At 69.5% G+C, this 15,774-nt stretch carries 17 protein-coding genes and 1 pseudogene; all 18 read right to left on the reverse strand.

Translation table 11 applies throughout. The annotated features are described in order from the left end of the window. Nucleotides 1–50: 50 nt before the first annotated feature. Entirely contained in the window at nt 51–1,166 is a 1,116-nt protein-coding gene (locus AB5L97_RS12040) for an alpha/beta fold hydrolase (protein ID WP_369044840.1), read from the reverse strand. After that, on the reverse strand, nt 1,159–1,839 hold the full coding sequence (locus AB5L97_RS12045) for a TetR/AcrR family transcriptional regulator (RefSeq protein ID WP_369044841.1): 681 nt from the start codon (nt 1,837–1,839) through the stop codon (nt 1,159–1,161). Before AB5L97_RS12045 ends, AB5L97_RS12040 begins: the two co-directional genes overlap by 8 nt. Beyond that, on the reverse strand, nt 1,836–3,380 hold the full coding sequence (locus AB5L97_RS12050; protein WP_369044842.1) for an AMP-binding protein: 1,545 nt from the start codon (nt 3,378–3,380) through the stop codon (nt 1,836–1,838). The genes AB5L97_RS12045 and AB5L97_RS12050 overlap by 4 nt, the downstream gene beginning before the upstream one ends. Then, entirely contained in the window at nt 3,377–4,465 is a 1,089-nt protein-coding gene (locus tag AB5L97_RS12055) for a branched-chain amino acid ABC transporter permease (RefSeq protein ID WP_369044843.1), read from the reverse strand. Before AB5L97_RS12055 ends, AB5L97_RS12050 begins: the two co-directional genes overlap by 4 nt. Then, nucleotides 4,462–5,334, reverse strand: a complete 873-nt coding sequence (locus AB5L97_RS12060) for a branched-chain amino acid ABC transporter permease (RefSeq protein ID WP_369044844.1) — start codon at nt 5,332–5,334, stop codon at nt 4,462–4,464. The genes AB5L97_RS12055 and AB5L97_RS12060 overlap by 4 nt, the downstream gene beginning before the upstream one ends. Continuing rightward, entirely contained in the window at nt 5,331–6,173 is an 843-nt protein-coding gene (locus AB5L97_RS12065; RefSeq protein WP_369044845.1) for an ABC transporter ATP-binding protein, read from the reverse strand. Before AB5L97_RS12065 ends, AB5L97_RS12060 begins: the two co-directional genes overlap by 4 nt. After that, the gene (locus AB5L97_RS19740) at nt 6,170–6,400 is read right to left on the reverse strand and encodes a hypothetical protein (protein ID WP_423246855.1); all 231 of its coding nucleotides are present in this window, start codon (nt 6,398–6,400) and stop codon (nt 6,170–6,172) included. Before AB5L97_RS19740 ends, AB5L97_RS12065 begins: the two co-directional genes overlap by 4 nt. Nucleotides 6,401–6,406: 6 nt before the next feature. Continuing rightward, a pseudogene (locus AB5L97_RS12070) lies at nt 6,407–6,937 on the reverse strand (ABC transporter ATP-binding protein); the annotation flags it as partial. Nucleotides 6,938–6,942: 5 nt separating this feature from the next. Then, a complete protein-coding gene (locus AB5L97_RS12075) occupies nt 6,943–8,151 on the reverse strand; it encodes a substrate-binding domain-containing protein (RefSeq protein ID WP_369044847.1) in 1,209 nt (402 codons plus the stop codon). Nucleotides 8,152–8,415: 264 nt separating this feature from the next. Further along, nucleotides 8,416–9,537 (reverse strand): peptide chain release factor 2, encoded by a 1,122-nt coding sequence (prfB, locus tag AB5L97_RS12080; protein ID WP_369044848.1) that lies wholly within the window; start codon nt 9,535–9,537, stop codon nt 8,416–8,418. A gap of 132 nt (nt 9,538–9,669) precedes the next feature. Continuing rightward, the gene (locus tag AB5L97_RS12085; protein WP_369044849.1) at nt 9,670–11,037 is read right to left on the reverse strand and encodes a hypothetical protein; all 1,368 of its coding nucleotides are present in this window, start codon (nt 11,035–11,037) and stop codon (nt 9,670–9,672) included. A gap of 43 nt (nt 11,038–11,080) precedes the next feature. Continuing rightward, complete coding sequence (locus AB5L97_RS12090) at nt 11,081–11,563, reverse strand: pilus assembly protein TadG-related protein (protein WP_369044850.1); 483 nt, start codon at nt 11,561–11,563, stop codon at nt 11,081–11,083. Then, nucleotides 11,560–12,018, reverse strand: coding sequence for a hypothetical protein (locus tag AB5L97_RS12095; RefSeq protein ID WP_369044851.1), 459 nt, complete (start codon nt 12,016–12,018; stop codon nt 11,560–11,562). Before AB5L97_RS12095 ends, AB5L97_RS12090 begins: the two co-directional genes overlap by 4 nt. Beyond that, nucleotides 12,002–12,331, reverse strand: a complete 330-nt coding sequence (locus AB5L97_RS12100; protein WP_423246856.1) for a TadE/TadG family type IV pilus assembly protein — start codon at nt 12,329–12,331, stop codon at nt 12,002–12,004. The genes AB5L97_RS12095 and AB5L97_RS12100 overlap by 17 nt, the downstream gene beginning before the upstream one ends. A gap of 65 nt (nt 12,332–12,396) precedes the next feature. Beyond that, the gene (locus tag AB5L97_RS12105) at nt 12,397–12,609 is read right to left on the reverse strand and encodes a hypothetical protein (RefSeq protein ID WP_369044853.1); all 213 of its coding nucleotides are present in this window, start codon (nt 12,607–12,609) and stop codon (nt 12,397–12,399) included. Between the two features lie 76 nt (nt 12,610–12,685). Beyond that, nucleotides 12,686–13,627 carry a type II secretion system F family protein gene (locus AB5L97_RS12110; protein WP_369044854.1) on the reverse strand — a complete coding sequence of 314 codons (942 nt, stop codon included), beginning with the start codon at nt 13,625–13,627 and terminating at the stop codon, nt 12,686–12,688. After that, nucleotides 13,624–14,478: a type II secretion system F family protein gene (locus tag AB5L97_RS12115; RefSeq protein WP_369044855.1), complete on the reverse strand. Its 855-nt coding sequence runs from the start codon at nt 14,476–14,478 to the stop codon at nt 13,624–13,626. Before AB5L97_RS12115 ends, AB5L97_RS12110 begins: the two co-directional genes overlap by 4 nt. After that, nucleotides 14,478–15,704 (reverse strand): CpaF family protein, encoded by a 1,227-nt coding sequence (locus AB5L97_RS12120; RefSeq protein WP_369044856.1) that lies wholly within the window; start codon nt 15,702–15,704, stop codon nt 14,478–14,480. Before AB5L97_RS12120 ends, AB5L97_RS12115 begins: the two co-directional genes overlap by 1 nt. Nucleotides 15,705–15,774 lie beyond the last annotated feature (70 nt).

The raw sequence follows: 15,774 nt of genomic DNA on the forward strand, positions 1-15,774 counted from the left end.
AGACGCCGGCTGCTTGACTATAACCACACCCGGCGGACAGCACGCACGTGTCATTGCGGCGTGTCGGGCTCTTTCCCTCCCGGCTGGGCCGAGACGACGAGCCGGCCACCATGCCGAGCGGGCGGCTCCAGGACGGCCCGCGCGACTGCCGCCGCGCCGTCGGACGTCATGACGATCGTGTAGTGGTTGGTCCCCGGCACGTCCCGGACCTCGATCGCCGGATAGGCGCCATGCCACCGCGCGATGGCCTCGTCGGGGTAGAGCCGCGCGGGGTCGTCGAAGAAGCCGCGCTCGGCGCGCAGGAACACTGCGGGCGTGCTCAGCCGATCCAGCGCTCCCACGAGCACCTTGCCGCTGTAGAGGTCCACGTTGCCGTCCGGAATCGCGGCCGGGACCGTGGCCGGATGCAGGTGTGGGGCCTCCCCGTCGAGGTCGTAGCGGGCGTAGTCCTCGACCTCGGGCGCCCACGCATGGGCGAAGGCTGGATGCCCGCGCCAGGAATCGACGTACGCTTCGGGGCTCTCGAACTCCATCCCGAGCCGTGCGAGGACGGGTCCGAGCAGCGCCTGCGCGGCCTCGTCACGCCCGAGGCCAGGGGGCAGCTCGAGGGGGAACCCGCCGTCGACGAGCACGAGCCGGTCCACGAGCTCCCGATGGCGGTCGGCCAGGACGAGGGCCGCGAACGCCCCCATCGAGTGGCCCACGACGACGGCGGGCCGGCCCGCGTCCACGCCCGCCGCCCGGAGCACGGCCGCGAGGTCGTCGGCGTGCTGGGCCATGCCGTACGGCCCCGGCAGCGCGTTGCTCCGGCCCCTGCCGCGCAGGTCTGGTGCGAGGACTCGCGCGACACGGCCCGCAGCACCGGACGGTGCACTGGCGGAGGGGGCGCCGCTCGACGCCTCACCGCCAGACGCCGCGCCGGGGCCGGCAAGGAGCTCGCGGGCGACGAACGGCCACGCGAGGTGCGAGGACGTCACGCCGTGCACGGCGAGCACGACCTCCCCTTCCTCCGCAGTGCTGTCCCTGGGCGCTGCGCGGTCACTGCGCGCAGGTCTGCCACTGTGCACTTCGCCGGCGCTGTCGGCGGAGCCGCGGCCCCATTCGCCCACGCGAAGGGGGCCACCGCGCACTTCGACGTCGAAGGTGCGGTAGGAGATGTCAGGCATGCTTGGAGTCCTCTCTCTGTCCCTCCACGGGCCGGGAGCCCGCTGCAGGCGGTGCGGGGGCGAGGCCCCGCCGGATGAATTCCATGAGCTCGTCGAGCACCTCGTCCGGGACGTCCGTGGGCTTGGGGCTCGCTGCGTCCCCCCCGAGATCCTCGGCCTCCCACAGGATGTAGCGCATGCCGAAGAGCTCGCCCATGCCCATCAGCGCCCACGCGGCCACCTCGGGGTCCATCGGGCGGACCTCCCCCGCATCCTGGGCTGCCGAGAGGCCTTGAACGTAGCTGCGGACGATGTTCTCGTAGTGCCGCCGTTGGGCCGCCGGCGAGACGAACTCGGCCTGTCGGATGATCCGGTAGAGGGCCGGATGCTCGGCCGTAAAGCGGAAGAAGGCCTGGAAGCCAGCGCGTTCGACGTCGATGCGGGTGGCCGCCGTGCGGGCCGCCTCGGTCATGGCATGCCGAACGCGGGCGTTGAGATCGCCAACGACCTCATCGAAGATCTCCTGCTTGCCCGCGAAGTAGAGGTAGAACGTGCCGAGCCCGATACCGGCCTCCTCCGTGATCTTCACGATCGATGCGTCGTGGTACCCCGCCGAGGCGAAGACCTTCTCGGCAGCGGCCAGGAGCCTGGCGCGGGTCCGCGTCCCGCGCGCCGTGCGAGGCTGTGTGCTCACGGGGCACGCTCCGGCTGGGGTGCGACTCTCGCCCGGAGGCGCGCCCGCGCGACCTTGTGCAGGCCCGTGCGCGGGATGTCCTCCACGAACTCGATGGTGCGCGGCACCTTGAACCGCGCGAGGACGCCGCGGAGATGCTCGGTGAGCTCCTGGGCGTCCGTGGCCTCACCGCTGCGCACGACGACGAAGGCCGCGCCCGCCTCGCCCCAACGTTCGTCCGGCACTCCCACCACGGCCGCGTCGGCCACGGCGGGATGTGTGAGGAGCGCGTGCTCGACCTCGTAGGGCGAGACGTTCTCGCCCCCGGAGATGTAGATGTCCTTGAGCCGGTCGACGACGCGCAGGAACCCGTCGTCGTCGCGCTCCACGACGTCGCCCGTCCGCAGCCACCCGTCCACGAGCACGTCCGCGGTGGCCGCCGGGTCGGCGAGGTATCCCGCGAAGACACCCGGCCCGCGGACCCAGAGCTCGCCCCGCCCCGCGCCGTCGACCTCCTCCCCCGTGGCCGGATCGGCGACGACGACATCGACATGCGGGTACGGGGTGCCCGCCGAGCCCACCCTGCGCAGGGCCTCCTCGGGCGCGAGGCACAGCACGTTGGGGCCCGCCTCGGTGAGCCCGTAGCCCTGGGTGAGCGCGACCCCGCGCGCGTGCCAGGTCCGCAGGAGCGGGGCCGGCATCGGAGCGCCGCCCACGACGGCGCGCTGGAGGCTCGTGAGGTCGGCGTCGCGGAACCCGGGGTGCTGGGACAGCATGAGGTAGTGCGCGGGGACGCCCATCATGGTGGTGACGCGGCGCTGGGGAATGAGCTTGAGCACGCGGCCAGCGTCGAATCCGCGCTCGAGCACCACGGTGGCGCCCGTCCACCACGCCAGGAGGGCCTGGATGTTCCAGCCGCCCACATGGAACTGCGGCATGACGCACAGGACCACGTCATCCCGGCCGATCTCGACGGTGCGGGAGAAGGAGAGGTTGGTCCAGAAGCAGTTCGCATGGGTCAGGACGGCGGCCTTGGGGCGCCCGGACGTCCCCGAAGTGAAAACGGCGAGGAGGGCGTCTGCGTCCGCCACCGGCCGCCGCGGCACCGCTGCGCCCACCGTGGGAAGGCCTCGCTCGATGCCGTCGCGCCCGGGCTCGGACGTGCGGGGAGGCTCCACGAGGAGCGCCGCCGCGGCGGCACCGAGGGCCGCATGCTCGGGCTCGACAACGAAGAGCGCGGGTCCGCTCACGCGAAGCTGCTCGGCGAGTTCGACGGGAGCTAGCCGCCAGGAGAGGGGGACGAGCGTGAGTCCGGCCTTCGCGCACGCGAAGAACAGCACCACGTGGTCCGCGCTGTTGCCCGTGAGCGTGGCGATGCGCTGGCCGGGTGCGTAGCCCGCGTTGCGGAGGGCGTCCGCGAGCGCCGCAGCCCGCGCCTCGAGCTCGCGGTACGTGAGCGTCACACCGCGGTCGTCGATCGCCGTCCTCTCGGGGGCGCTGCGGGCACGATCGGCCGTCCACCGCCCGAGGGTGTGGAGGCCGTCGGGGTCGTGCGGATTCATGCGTCCTCCAGGACCTTCTCGAGACGATCGGTGGGCGTCAGCTGGCGAGGCGAGCCGCGCCGTCGTGCGCGCAGCTTCGCCGCCGCCCCGGCGAGGCCGCCCGGCAGGAACAGCACCACCAGGATGAACAGCGTACCGAGGATGAACAGGGGTTCCGAGAGTGGAATCCGGAGGACGGGCGGGAGGTCCTTGACCGCGGCCGAGCCGGCGAGCGCGGCGAGCCGCTGGTCCAGGAGCGTGTACAGGATGCCCCCCACGATCGCTCCCCAGCGCGAGCCGACTCCGCCGAGCACCACCATGACGAGGAGGGTGATCGTCAGGTCCGAGGACACGGACCGCGGGACGGCGCCGGACTGCAGGAGGAGGTAGACCATGCCGGCGACGGCGGCCAGTGCCCCGCCCACGGTGAAGATGAGCAGCTTGGGGGCGAACGGCTGCAGCCCGAGGACGCGCACGCGCAGCTCGTTCTCACGCACGGCCTCGGCCGCATGCCCTGCACGGCTTGACTGGATCCACAGCACAACTGCGTAGACGAGCACGAGGGCCGCGAGGGCGAGCCAGTAGAGGTTCCGCGTGTTCACGACGCCGACGAGGGCATCGGGCAGGTTGTCCGTGGACAGCGCGAGGCCCTCGTCGCCCCCCGTGGCCTGGCCCGGGTTGCGCCGCACGAGCACCGACCCCGCTTGGGCGAACGCTAGCGTGACCATCGCGAACGGGATCCCTGCCACGCGCAGGCTGATGCTGCCAACGGCGAGCGCGAGCACGATCGCGGACACGAGGGCGAGCAGGGCGGCCGGGACGAGCGGCAGCCCGAGATGAGCGAGGATCACGGCAAGGCCGTACACCCCGGCTCCGAACGAGAGGGCATGCCCGAATGAGAGCAGGCCTGCCGCGCCCAGCAGCAGGTGGTAGCTCAGCGCCGCGGCGGCCATCGCGAAGCACAGCGCGAGGAGCTGGAGTGACCCCGGGGTGTAGGTGGGGCCAGGCAGGATCCCGGGGAGGTCGATCGTGAAGAGGGGAAGGACCGCGAGCACGAGAACCACGGCCGCCCCTCCCGCCAGGCGCCCCCAGACCCGGCGGCTCATGCCGCGGCTCCCAGGAGGCCGCGGGGGCGTACGAGCAGCACCACGGCGAGCGCGAGGACGACCACGAAATCACCGATCCCAAAGTAGAAGTTGGCGAACTGCTGCAGGACCGCCACCCCGACCGAGGCGATCGCTGCGCCGGAAAGGGATCCGAGGCCCCCGATCACCGTGACGATGAACGCGAAGATGAGGAGGGAGCCGCCCAGGAGCGGAGAGACGTAGCCGAAGTAGTGGCTCGCGAGCACTCCCCCGAGTCCTGCCGCGGCACCGCCGATCGCGAAGACGAGTGTGAAGGCCCTGCGGACGTCAATGCCGAGCGCCGTCACCATCGCGCGGTTCTCGACCCCGGCCCGGATGATGAGGCCGTAGCGTGTGCGCTTGAGGAACAGCACGAGTCCGGCCAGGACGAGGACGGCGCAGAAGATCGCGACGAAGCGGTCGTTGGGGATCCTCGCGCCGAGGATGTCGGTGGTGTCCTTGAACCACGCCGGTCCGGCGATGTACGCGGGGTCTGTGCCCCAGATCCCGTCGAACAGCGCGACCGTGGCCAGCGAGAGGCCTACGGTGACGAGGACCTGCTCGATGTGCCGCAGGTACAGCGGTCGGATGAGCGTCAGCTCGGTGATCGTGGCGACCCCGGCGCCGGCCAGGGCGCCCACGATCAGGGAGATCGCGAACGTGCCCCACGAATCGGCACCAAGCCTTCGCGCCGCTTCCCATCCGAGGAAGGCCCCGAGCGTGAGGAAGGAGCCGTGCGCGAAGTTCAGCACGCCCATGAGGCCATAGATGAGCGAGAGGCCCGAGGCGACGAGGAAGTACAGGGCGCCGAGGCCCAGGCCCGTGACGAGGAGGAGGACGACGGTGCTCACGCGGTGGCCTCGCGTCCCGCGGGGGCCGCTGGCGCGGTGTCGCCGTTGTCTCGATCGTCGCCTCGACGACGGCTGGCGCCGAGGGGTGCGGGTCCGCCGTCGTGTGCGGTGTCGCCGCCGACTCCGAGAAGGCGGCGGGTGAGGGCCTCGTCGTCGAGGAGGCCGCGCACGTCGTCGGCACGGTGCACGACTCGGCCTCCGGAGAGCACGACGGCTCCGGCGGCGAGGCGGCGGACCACGGCGAGGTTCTGCTCGACGAGCAGGATCGGCACGGTCATGGCCACTGCCTCGAGCGCGACCGCGACCTCTTGGACGACCTTGGGTGCCAGGCCCTTGGTGGGCTCGTCGACGAGGAGGACCCGGTTCTCGTTCAGGAGCGCGCGGGCGAGGGCAACCATCTGCTGCTGGCCGCCGGAGAGCGTGCCTGCGGTCTGCCGGGCGCGCTGGACCAGGTCGGGGAAGAGTCGCTCGACGAGCTCCCTGCGCTCGCTCGAAGGGCGCCCCCGCACCGCGAGGTGGAGGTTCTCGGCGACGGTCAGCTTCGAGAAGACGTCTCGGTCCTCGGGGACATAGCCGACGCCGCGCTGGACGATCCGGTGGGTGGGCTCGCCGTCGATGCGCTCGCCTGCCAGCTCGATCCGGCCCGTGCGTGCGATGAGTCCGAGCAGCGCCCTGAGGGTGCTCGTCTTGCCGACGCCGTTGCGGCCCAGCACCGCCATGACGCCCTGGTCCGGAACCGAGAAGCTGACGTCCTCGACCACCTGCTGGCCGCCGATGTGGGCCCGCAGGCCCTCGACTGTGAGTATAGGGCGGCTGTCCCCGCTCGGCGCGCCGCTCACACAGGCTCCCCGAGATAGGCGGCTTGGACGGTCGCATCGGCCATGACGTCCTCCGGGGTGCCGATCGCGAGCAGACGGCCGTGGTGCATGACGGCGACGCGGTCCACGAGACCGAGGACCACGTCCATGTGGTGCTCGACCATGAGCACCGTGGTGCCCCGGTCCCGGTGCAGGCCGCGGATCACGTCGCTGAGCGCGCCGACGTCCCCGGAGCCGACCCCGGCCATCGGCTCGTCGAGGAGCACCACGCTCGGTTCCGTCGCGAGCATCATGGCGATCTCCACCTTCCTCTTGTCGCCGTGCGATAGGTCCTGCGCGCGGTGGTCTTCCCTGCCGGCGAGCCCCACCTCGTCGAGCCTCTCCCGCGCGAGGCGCGTCGCGGCGTCGTGCGCCCGCGGGAAGGCGAACACCGAGAGGCTGCCGCCGAGCCGTGCCTGCGCGGCGAGCCTCACGTTCTCGAGGACGGTGAGGGCGCCGAACAGGCTCGAGGTCTGGAACGTGCGGCCGAGCCCCAAGCGCGCGCGACGGTGCACCGGGAGGCGGGTCACGTCCTTCCCCTCGAGGAGGACGCGGCCCGCGGTGGGCCGCACCAGGCCGGAGAGGACGTTGAAGAGGGTCGTCTTGCCGGCGCCGTTGGGCCCGATGACGCCGAGCATCTCGCCTCGTCCGACGGCGAAACCAACCTCGGAGAGGATGCTCGCCCCGCCGATCGCGAACCCCAGATCCTCGACAGCTAGGGCGGGATGCCCCGAGCCCGCAGCCACTGGGGTCAGCTCTTCTTCTCGGCCGGCGCGACTTGGTCAGCCGGGACGGTCTTGACGAGCTCCGGCGTCCACGTGCCGTCCTTCTGGACGAGCTTCGCCTGGTACATGGGCTGGAGCAGCACGTGGTCGGAGGCACGGATGGTCTCCTTGCCCTTCGGGCCGTCGAACGAGTACCCCTCAAGGCCCTTGACCATGTCATCCACGGCGGTACCCGACTTGACCGCCTGGACGATCATCTGGCCTGCCACGAAGCCGTCAGGTGTGAAGAGGTCCACCTTCTTGCCTGCCGCCTCGACGTTCTTGATCATCTCCTGCTCGACCGCGTTGTTCCCCCCAGCCCCCTTGAAGTAGTGGTTGAGGAAGCTGATCTTGCCGCTCGCGGCGCCATACGCGGAGAACGTCGAGAGGTCCCCGAGGCCGGTGACGACCGGGGCGGCGTCGAACACACCCTGCTGGGTCAGCGACTGCCACATCGCGCCGCTCGTCGCGCCCGCCCACGCCACGAAGGTGAGCGCAGGCTTGGCATCAATAATCTGGCGTGCGAACGGCGTGAACTCCGTGGCATCCTCAGGGACGAGGATCTGGTCCACCGTGGCGCCCTTCGCACCCAGCACCGCCTTGACAGCGGCCACGTTGCCCTGCCCGAACGCATTGTTCTGCGCGAAGACTGTGACCTTCTTTCCCTGCAGACTGTCCACGAACGTCCCCGCGGTGGCGACGTCCTGGAGCGACTGGCGGCCCGAGCGGAACGTGTACTTGTTGATGCCCTGGAGCGCGTCCGTCGCGGCCGGGCCCGCGATGTAGAGGACCTTGTTCTGTGCCGCCTGGTCGGCGAGCTTGAGCGCCACGCCGGAGGCGACCGTCCCGGCCAGGATCTTGTAGTCCTTGCCGATGAGGTCCTTGGCGATCGAGACGGCCTTGTCCGGGTCCCCGGCGTCGTCCTGGTACGTGAGGTTGAGCGTCGCGTTGCCCACCTTGCCGGTGCCGCCGGTCGCGTACTTGATGCCCGCCTGGAGTCCCTCGTAGTAAGCCTCGCCGTAGGCCGCGAGAGGGCCGGTCTTCGAGTAGACAATGCCCACGTTGACCGTACGAGCGGCCTCCGACGAGCCGCCAGACGCACCCCCGGCGGCGGTGGAGGTGCTCGGCGCGCATCCGGTTGCGACGAGGCCTGTGGCCAGTGCCGCGGTGAGGAGGAACTTCGTTGTTGCCTTCACGCGATTGCCTTTCTCGGCGGTGGTGCGGGTGCTGCAGGGCTTGCTGCGTTGGCCCAACATGAAAGGTGATTCAGGTCACGGAAAATCTATGACGCCGCGTGGCCGCCGTCAAGTGTGCGCTCTCTCTTTCGCCGGGGGCGCCTCGTGCGTGGTCCCAGGGTGGGTCCCCGTGTGCGGTCGGGGGGCGCCCCGAGTGGGCGCAAAAAAGGCCCGGCGTCCCCTGTGGGGACGCCGGGCCTCTCAGCCGTCGTGCTGCCCGGCAGCTTACGTGTTGGCCGCTTCGTGGCGCTGACCCGCGCGCCAGCGGATCCCGGCGTCGATGAAGTCGTCGATGTCACCGTCAAGAACCGCGGCGGTGTTGCCCACCTCGTGGTTGGTCCGCAGATCCTTGACCATCTGGTACGGGTTGAGGACGTAGGACCGCATCTGGTCTCCCCACGATGCCTTGACATCGCCGGCGAGCGCCTTCTTCTCGGCGTCCTCCTGCTCCTTCTTCAGCAGAAGCAGACGCGACTGCAGCACGCGCATGGCCGCCGCACGGTTCTGGATCTGGGACTTCTCGTTCTGCATCGACACGACGAGACCCGTGGGAAGGTGGGTCAGCCGCACCGCCGAGTCGGTCGTGTTGACCGACTGGCCGCCGGGGCCGGAGGAGCGGAAGACGTCGACGCGGATATCGTTGTCCGGAATGTCGATGTGGTCGGTCTGCTCAATGAGCGGGATGACCTCGACGGCGGCAAAGGACGTCTGGCGGCGTCCCTGGTTGTCGAACGGGCTGATGCGCACGAGGCGGTGGGTGCCGGCCTCGACGGACAGCGTTCCGTAGGCGAAGGGCGCGTTGACCTCGAAGGTGGCGGACTTGAGTCCGGCCTCTTCAGCGTAGGAGGTGTCCATGACCGTGGTCGGATACCCGTGGCGCTCAGCCCAGCGAAGGTACATACGCATGAGCATCTCGGCGAAGTCTGCGGCGTCGACGCCACCGGCACCGGAGCGGATCGTCACGACGGCCTCGCGGGCGTCGTACTCGCCGTTCAGGAGGGTGACGACCTCCAGCTCCTCGAGGGCCTTGCGGATCGCGGCGAGTTCCTTGGTCGCCTCGGCGAGGGTATCGGCGTCGTCCTCGTCCTGGCTCAGCTCCACGAGGACCTCGAGGTCGTCGATGCGCGAGCCCAAGCCCTCGACACGCTCGAGCTCCGACTGGCGGTGCGAAAGTCGCGAGGTCACTACCTGCGCCTTCGCGGGATCGTCCCACAGGTCCGGGACGCCCGCGGCCTCGCTCAGCTGGGCGATTTCCTCTCGCAGCGATTCAACGTCCGTGACGTGCTCGATGGACGCGTGGGTGGTGCGGAGCGCACGGATCTCTGCGGGAAAGTCGATGTCAGCCATATCCATCCAAGATTACGCCATGGTCCCGACGCGCATCACCGCGCCAGGAACCACGCAGGGCCGCGGGGGTGGAACCGGTATACCTCGTCCCGAGACGTCCATGAGTATCCTGTAGCCGGACAGTCCGGAACGTCATACGCGCAAGGGAGCCGGTTCAGGGGCGAGGGCTGGGACCGGTTCTGCCGGCCGTCGACGCAACCAAGCCGGGCCCGCACTAAAGTAGGCGAAGCACAAGCCTACGAGCAGCGCAGGCCTTCCCCAGACTCCGAGAACGAGCATTTGCGCTCCGAGCCCTGTGCGGATATCGCTGCCTCCGGTCAGCATGAAGTACCACCCCGTGCCCACGAGGACGTCCGCTATCAAATAGGCGATGACCCACCCTGCTCGGACTCGCAGCAGGACGAGGAAGGGCAGAAGCCAGAGAACGTACTGGGGGGAGTGAACCTTGTTAAGTACCAGATAGGCGCTGAGCATCGCGGCGGAGACCTCCAGCCACGGATACTGGCGGCCCTTGGCTACCCGAAACAGTCCAGAAGCCAGGGCGACGCCCAGCCCGAGCGCCGTCGCAGCGGTTGAAACTTGGCCCAGCGCTGGCTGCAAAGCTGAGTCGGCATCGGTGAGTGGCCTCAGCCCCCAGTACCAAATCGACTGGGTCGTGGCGTCGATGGGACGGGACCACTGGAACGCGTACGCCGAAAGCCAGCCTTGGAAATCGATCAGCACGAAGGGGAGGTTGATGGCCACGAAAACCGATGCCGCGAGAGCGAGGAACAATCCCGCGCCCCTCCACCGCAGCCCCGCCCATCCCCGAGCTACCCCGCGCCGCATCCCGTTTCCAACGCCTGAATCGAACAGGACATACAGGGCGACCGGGGCGGCAAACATGAGCGGATAGAACTTGAGCGAACCGCCCACTCCAAGCAACACCGCCGCCCCTGCCAGCCACCGGCCGCTCAGGACGCCCTCACGCGTGCCACGCCGGACACACAATATAGCGGCGACGGTCACGAGGACCACCGAGAGGTCCCAGTTGAGGAACGAGTAGAGCACCAGCGATGGCGCGAGAGCGAACCAGAGCGAACGCCACCCCACCATCCGGGCAAGGAACACTGACGTGAGGATTCCGCACAGCCCCAGGAACAGCGCGGAGATCTGGAAGAACTGGAGCTGGGTTGAGGCCGGCAACGCAAGAACGTAGACCAACAGGCCGGACAGGACGGGGTACTCCAATGTCCCCGGTGCGAGGGTGTTGCCGTTCGATAAGCCTCCGTGCACATAGGGAAGCAGGTGCTGGCCCAGATGGCGCCCGTCCCAGAGCGCCTGGATGTCGGAGTAGCACATGGAGCCGAAGACCCTGGCGTCGAGGTTATGGAATGGCAGCGAACCTAGCGTTTCGGTGCCAAAGCACGGCATCTTGGAGTAGTATGCGCCCACCATCATCAGCGCCGTCAGGAGCGCAACCGCGACCTCCGGGCGGGCATACCGGCGTCCTGCGGGCATCACTGTCATCATTCCCTTTCCCTGCCTGTCAAGACATTGTCGCTCACCGCGTGAGCCTCGCCCGCGCACTGGCCGTCGCCTCGATTGGCACGCCGTCGGGCAGGATGAAGTTCACCACGGGGATCCGCGCGACCGCCGCGAGGCTAACCGTCGCCGTCCGGCCCTCGGGCGTGCCCGTTGCCGCGGACACGGTGAGGCCCTCGAACCTGACCGTGGCCCCATCCCGCTCGAGATAGGTGACCACGACGCCGCGGACGCGTTCGGGCGCGAGGACGGCCGCCGGCGGCGCGTCGCCCGAGGCAGTGTCGGCGAGCCGGAAGCTGTCAGCGGCGGCTGCAGCGGCGCCGTCGGCCGCCGAGAGCAGCTTCTTGTGCTCGATGTACGCGGCGGAGACACCCATGACCGTCGTGGCGACCAGCAGGCACAGCACGGTGAACCCGATGATCATGATGGTCAGCTGGCCGGATTCGTCGCCGCGCGTCGCCTGCCTGATGCGGCGCACGACGCCGCGTGCGCACCTTCTCATCGGAACCTCCCGACGATCTGGGTCGCCGAGGCGTCCACCCGGCCCACCGTGAGCCCGAAGCCTTGCGTGACCGGGCTGAACGGAAGCGGTACGTCAACCCGCACGACGGCACGGACGGCGGCCCCGGCCTGGAGGCAAGGGCTCCGGTCGCAGGTGAGCTCGAGTCGCGTGTTGTGCTCGGCGAGCCCGAAATCGGACATCGCCACGCGGACCGAAGCCTGGGCAGCGGATTGCGCGGCGCCTTCGTCCGCGGACTGGGCGAACGTCTTGGCCGCGTGGTCGGCGGCCCCGGCCGCAGCGAACGAGGCGCCCTGGAGCGCTGCGACCGTGATGACGAAGTACACGACCGGCACGAGAAGGAGCACACCGAGGAACACGAACTCCACCACGGCACTCCCCGACTCGCCCGCGACCGGCCCAAGAACCAGGCGGACGCGTTCACTGAAGCGGCGCATGCCCCACGACCTCCATCGTTCCGGCCGGTCCGAGGAGGCCGATCACGGGCATCGGCGCAACCACGCGGACCTCGAGCGTTCGGCCGCCGGCCGCATCGGCCTGGTCAACCCTGATGCCCGTCGCATAGTCCGCTCCGATCGAGCCGGCAATGAGATCGGCGGCGCGCTGCCGCGCGTCGTCGGGCGTCCGGTCTGCGAGGGTTCCGTACCGCGCGCCCGAGGCCGCGGCGTCGACGAGGACGTTCCTGACGTGGAGGATGAGGGTGAGCTGGACGACGGCGAGCGCCAGGACGGTGAGCAGCCCGCCGACCATCACGAAGTCCGTCACCGCCGAGCCTCGCTCGTCCGTGACGGTCGGCCGTCGTCGCCGTCCCACCCCTACTTGCTGACCCTGCTGATGGCCTGGTTGAAGAGGCCTTCGAGAGCAGGGCCGGCCACGGCGAGCAGGCCCATCACGAGCACAGCGGTCATGAGCGTGATCATGACCCAGCCCGGGACATCTCCCCGTTCGCGGCCTCCCCGCAGTACACGCTCCGAGATCCCGCCGACGAGCGAAGCGGGCAGCGCGGCAAAAACAGTAGTGGCACACATGAGCGTTTTCCTGCGGACAGTCGGATTCATGGTTCCCTCTCCCCCGATCGGGTGCGGTGTACTAGTTGGTGATTGGTCAGAAGCCCAGCACGACGGCGGCCACGCCCGGGTAGACGGCGAAGATGATGGTGAGTGGCAGTATGCCGAAGACAAGCGGAATCATCATGCCGATCTCCTTCTTGCCGGCCGCCTCCATGAGCTCCCGCTTGGCGAGGTCGCGCACGTCCTGCGCCTGCGCGCGGAGGATGTCCGCGAGGGGCGTCCCCCGTTCGATCGCGACGACGATCCCGTCAACGAACCGCGTGATCGGAGCCAGTTCCAGCCGGTCCGCCATGGCTTGGAGCGCCTCAACAAGTGGCGCGCCCGAGCGAGTGTGGGCGAGGACCGCGGTGAACTCCTTCGCCAGTTCTCCGTGCGAGACCTTCGAGGTCCGGTCGAGCGCCCCGGCTGCCGTCTCCCCCGCGCCGACAGCGAGGGCCATCATGTCCGCGACGGCCGGGAATTCGGCGAGGATGCGCTGCTTGCGCTTGGTGATCGCGCACGCCAGCAGATAGTCACGGGCCATGAACCCGGCCGCTGTCGCGCCGAGGACCATAAGAATCGCGAAGACGGCGCTGAGCCGGCCCGCGGCAGCGGTGGTCACGGCCACGAGCGTTGCGAGCACGAATGCCGCGCCAGCCCAGAGGAGCTGCTCGGCACGGAAGTCGACCGGACTCTTCGACGAACCTGCCCGGGCCAGACGCTTGGCGAGCGCGGCATTGCCGAGGTTGAGATGCGCGAGCGAGGCCACGGCGTCGTGCAGGAGGGGCCGCAGGATCTGCTCGAGGGGGCCGAACGGCGTCAGGTTGGGCTGTTCGCTCTGCAGCAGGCGCGACCTCCTGTCGGCGGAGCGCAGCTGCGGGGCGACCCGTTCGGTGAAGGTGGTGCGCCTCATGACGGGGAGACGGACGAATGCGAGCCACAGCCCCACCCCGAGCACCGCGCCGGCCAGGACCGCGAGCGCCATGATCCCGCTCACCGCAGCACCCGCTCTTCTTGGGGAAGCGCCCCGATGCGGAGCATGAGCTTGTAGCAGAAGACGGAGACCGCGAGGCCAATGACGAGCACGACGAAGCCGGCCGGGCGCGCATAGGCCACCATCGCCTCGGGCCGCGACGACAGGAGTAGGAGCACTATCCACGGGGCCGCGACCGCGAGCCGCGCGGCGTTCACGGTCCAGGACTGGCGCGCCTCGAGCTCGCTGCGCGTCCGTGCGCTCTCGCGCAGGAACTCAGAGAGCGTGCCGAGGAGCCGTCCGAGGTCCGATCCGCCGACCTCGCGCGTGAGGCGCAGGGCCTCGACGATGCGGTCGGCGACGGGGTCCGAGATCCGGGCCTTGAGCCGATCGAGGGCAAAACCGAAGCTGCCGCCCGAACGGTAGTCGGCGGCGAACTCGAGGAAGACGCCGCGGAGGGGCTCTGGGCCCTTGTAGCCGAGCTGCATGAGGGCCTCGGGCAGCGACAGGCCCGCGCGGATCGCGGACCGGATGTGGTCCACGACGTCGGGCCACAGCTCGCGCATGACGGCGGCGCGGCGCTTCGCCTGCCAGCTCACCAACGCGACGGGCAAACCCGCGGCGAACAGGCCGAAGCACAGGCCTACGGGGGCCGCGGCGGTCACGACGTAGAAGACGAGAGCGACGAATGCGCCGAGGCCGAGACTCGAGAGGACGAGCCCGGCGGGCGTCACGCGATGGAGGCCTGCCTGTGTGATCAGCTGCTCGAGCCGCCCGGTCCGTTTGGCTCGCTCCTGCCGCTGGGGCAGCGGCCAGAAGGACCACCAGACCAGAAACAGCCCGATGCCGCCGACGAGCCCGACGAGTGCCGCCATCAGGCGGTCTCCATGAGCGAGAAGATGTCGACACCCGCACGCTCGAACTTCTCCACGGCGGGAAGGCCCGTGGGCCGGGCGCGGAGGATTCCGTCGCCGTCGACCGCGAACACCGACGACGTCTCGATGATGCCGTTCTCGACGCGCTGGCCCAGGGCGAGGATCTCGGTAACCTGCCGGCGGCCGTTCGGGCGCCGAGTGCAGTGGACCACGAGGTCGATGCAGGCCGCGACCGTCGGCACAACAAAGGAACTTGAGATGTTCGCGCCGGCAAGGAGCGGCAGCGTGCACAGCTTCGTGACGGCGTCCTGGGCCGAGTTCGCGTGGATACTACACATCCCAGGAAGTCCACTGTTGAGCGCGATGAGCATGTCGAGGCTCTCCGCCTCGCGCACCTCCCCCACCACGAGCCGGTCGGGCCGCATGCGCAGGGCCTCCTTGACGAGCCGGCGCAGCGGGATCTCGCCCGTGCCCTCAAGATTGGGCTGACGGCACTGGAGTCCCACGACGTCGCGGAGCGGGAACTGGAGCTCGAAGATCTCCTCGACCGTGACGACTCGTTCTCTGGATCCGATGGATGCGCCGAGGCAGTTGAGCATGGTCGTCTTGCCAGCCTGCGTGGCGCCCGAGACGAGGATGTTGAGTCCTCCGGCCACGGCGGCCGCGAGGAATCTGGCGGACTGCGGCGTGAGCGTGCCGAGTTCGACGAGGTGGTCGAGTCTGCTCGCCTTGACGACGAACTTGCGGATGTTCACGGCCCAGTGGCGCCGCGTGACGTCGGGAATGGCCACGTGCAGTCGTGAGCCGTCGGGCAGCGATGCGTCGACGAACGGGCTCGAGAGGTCCAGCCGGCGTCCGGACGACTTGAGCATGCGCTCCACGAGGTCGCGGACCTGCTGTTCGGTGAGCGTGACTCCGGTCAGCTCGGACTCGCCGTTGCGCGCTACATAGATCTCGGTCGGCGCATTGAGCCAGATCTCCTCGATGCTCGGATCGTCGAGGAACGGCTGGAGCGGGCCGAATCCGGCGACGGCGTCGAACAGGCTCTTGCGCGCGGCATCGAGAGAGCCGAGGGATGGCACGGCGCCCAGCAGTGCACGCTCGTCATAGTCGACGACAGCGGCATCCACGAGACGCCGCACGTCGCCTGTCTGGCCGAGCGGATCGATGCCCCGGAGCCTGATCAGCTCTCGGACCTCGCCCTCGACAATGCGCAGTGCATCCACGAACCCCCCTAGGTGCGCGATCGCGCCGGGCCCCTACCCGACGATAGTCCTCACCCTAAGGGATTCTGTG

The organism is Sinomonas sp. P10A9 (assembly GCF_041022165.1).
Taxonomy (GTDB): domain Bacteria; phylum Actinomycetota; class Actinomycetes; order Actinomycetales; family Micrococcaceae; genus Sinomonas; species Sinomonas puerhi.

Coding starts and splice junctions, on each gene's coding strand:
- AB5L97_RS12085 (WP_369044849.1), bottom strand. CDS start 11,037: ATGCCCGCAGGACGCCGGTATGCCCGCCCGGAGGTCGCGGTTGCGCTC.
- AB5L97_RS12090 (WP_369044850.1), bottom strand. CDS start 11,563: ATGAGAAGGTGCGCACGCGGCGTCGTGCGCCGCATCAGGCAGGCGACG.
- AB5L97_RS12105 (WP_369044853.1), bottom strand. CDS start 12,609: ATGTGTGCCACTACTGTTTTTGCCGCGCTGCCCGCTTCGCTCGTCGGC.
- AB5L97_RS12115 (WP_369044855.1), bottom strand. CDS start 14,478: ATGGCGGCACTCGTCGGGCTCGTCGGCGGCATCGGGCTGTTTCTGGTC.
- AB5L97_RS12040 (WP_369044840.1), bottom strand. CDS start 1,166: ATGCCTGACATCTCCTACCGCACCTTCGACGTCGAAGTGCGCGGTGGC.
- AB5L97_RS12100 (WP_423246856.1), bottom strand. CDS start 12,331: ATGGTCGGCGGGCTGCTCACCGTCCTGGCGCTCGCCGTCGTCCAGCTC.
- AB5L97_RS12095 (WP_369044851.1), bottom strand. CDS start 12,018: ATGCGCCGCTTCAGTGAACGCGTCCGCCTGGTTCTTGGGCCGGTCGCG.
- AB5L97_RS12055 (WP_369044843.1), bottom strand. CDS start 4,465: ATGAGCCGCCGGGTCTGGGGGCGCCTGGCGGGAGGGGCGGCCGTGGTT.
- AB5L97_RS19740 (WP_423246855.1), bottom strand. CDS start 6,400: ATGGCCGGGGTCGGCTCCGGGGACGTCGGCGCGCTCAGCGACGTGATC.
- AB5L97_RS12050 (WP_369044842.1), bottom strand. CDS start 3,380: ATGAATCCGCACGACCCCGACGGCCTCCACACCCTCGGGCGGTGGACG.
- prfB (WP_369044848.1), bottom strand. CDS start 9,537: ATGGCTGACATCGACTTTCCCGCAGAGATCCGTGCGCTCCGCACCACC.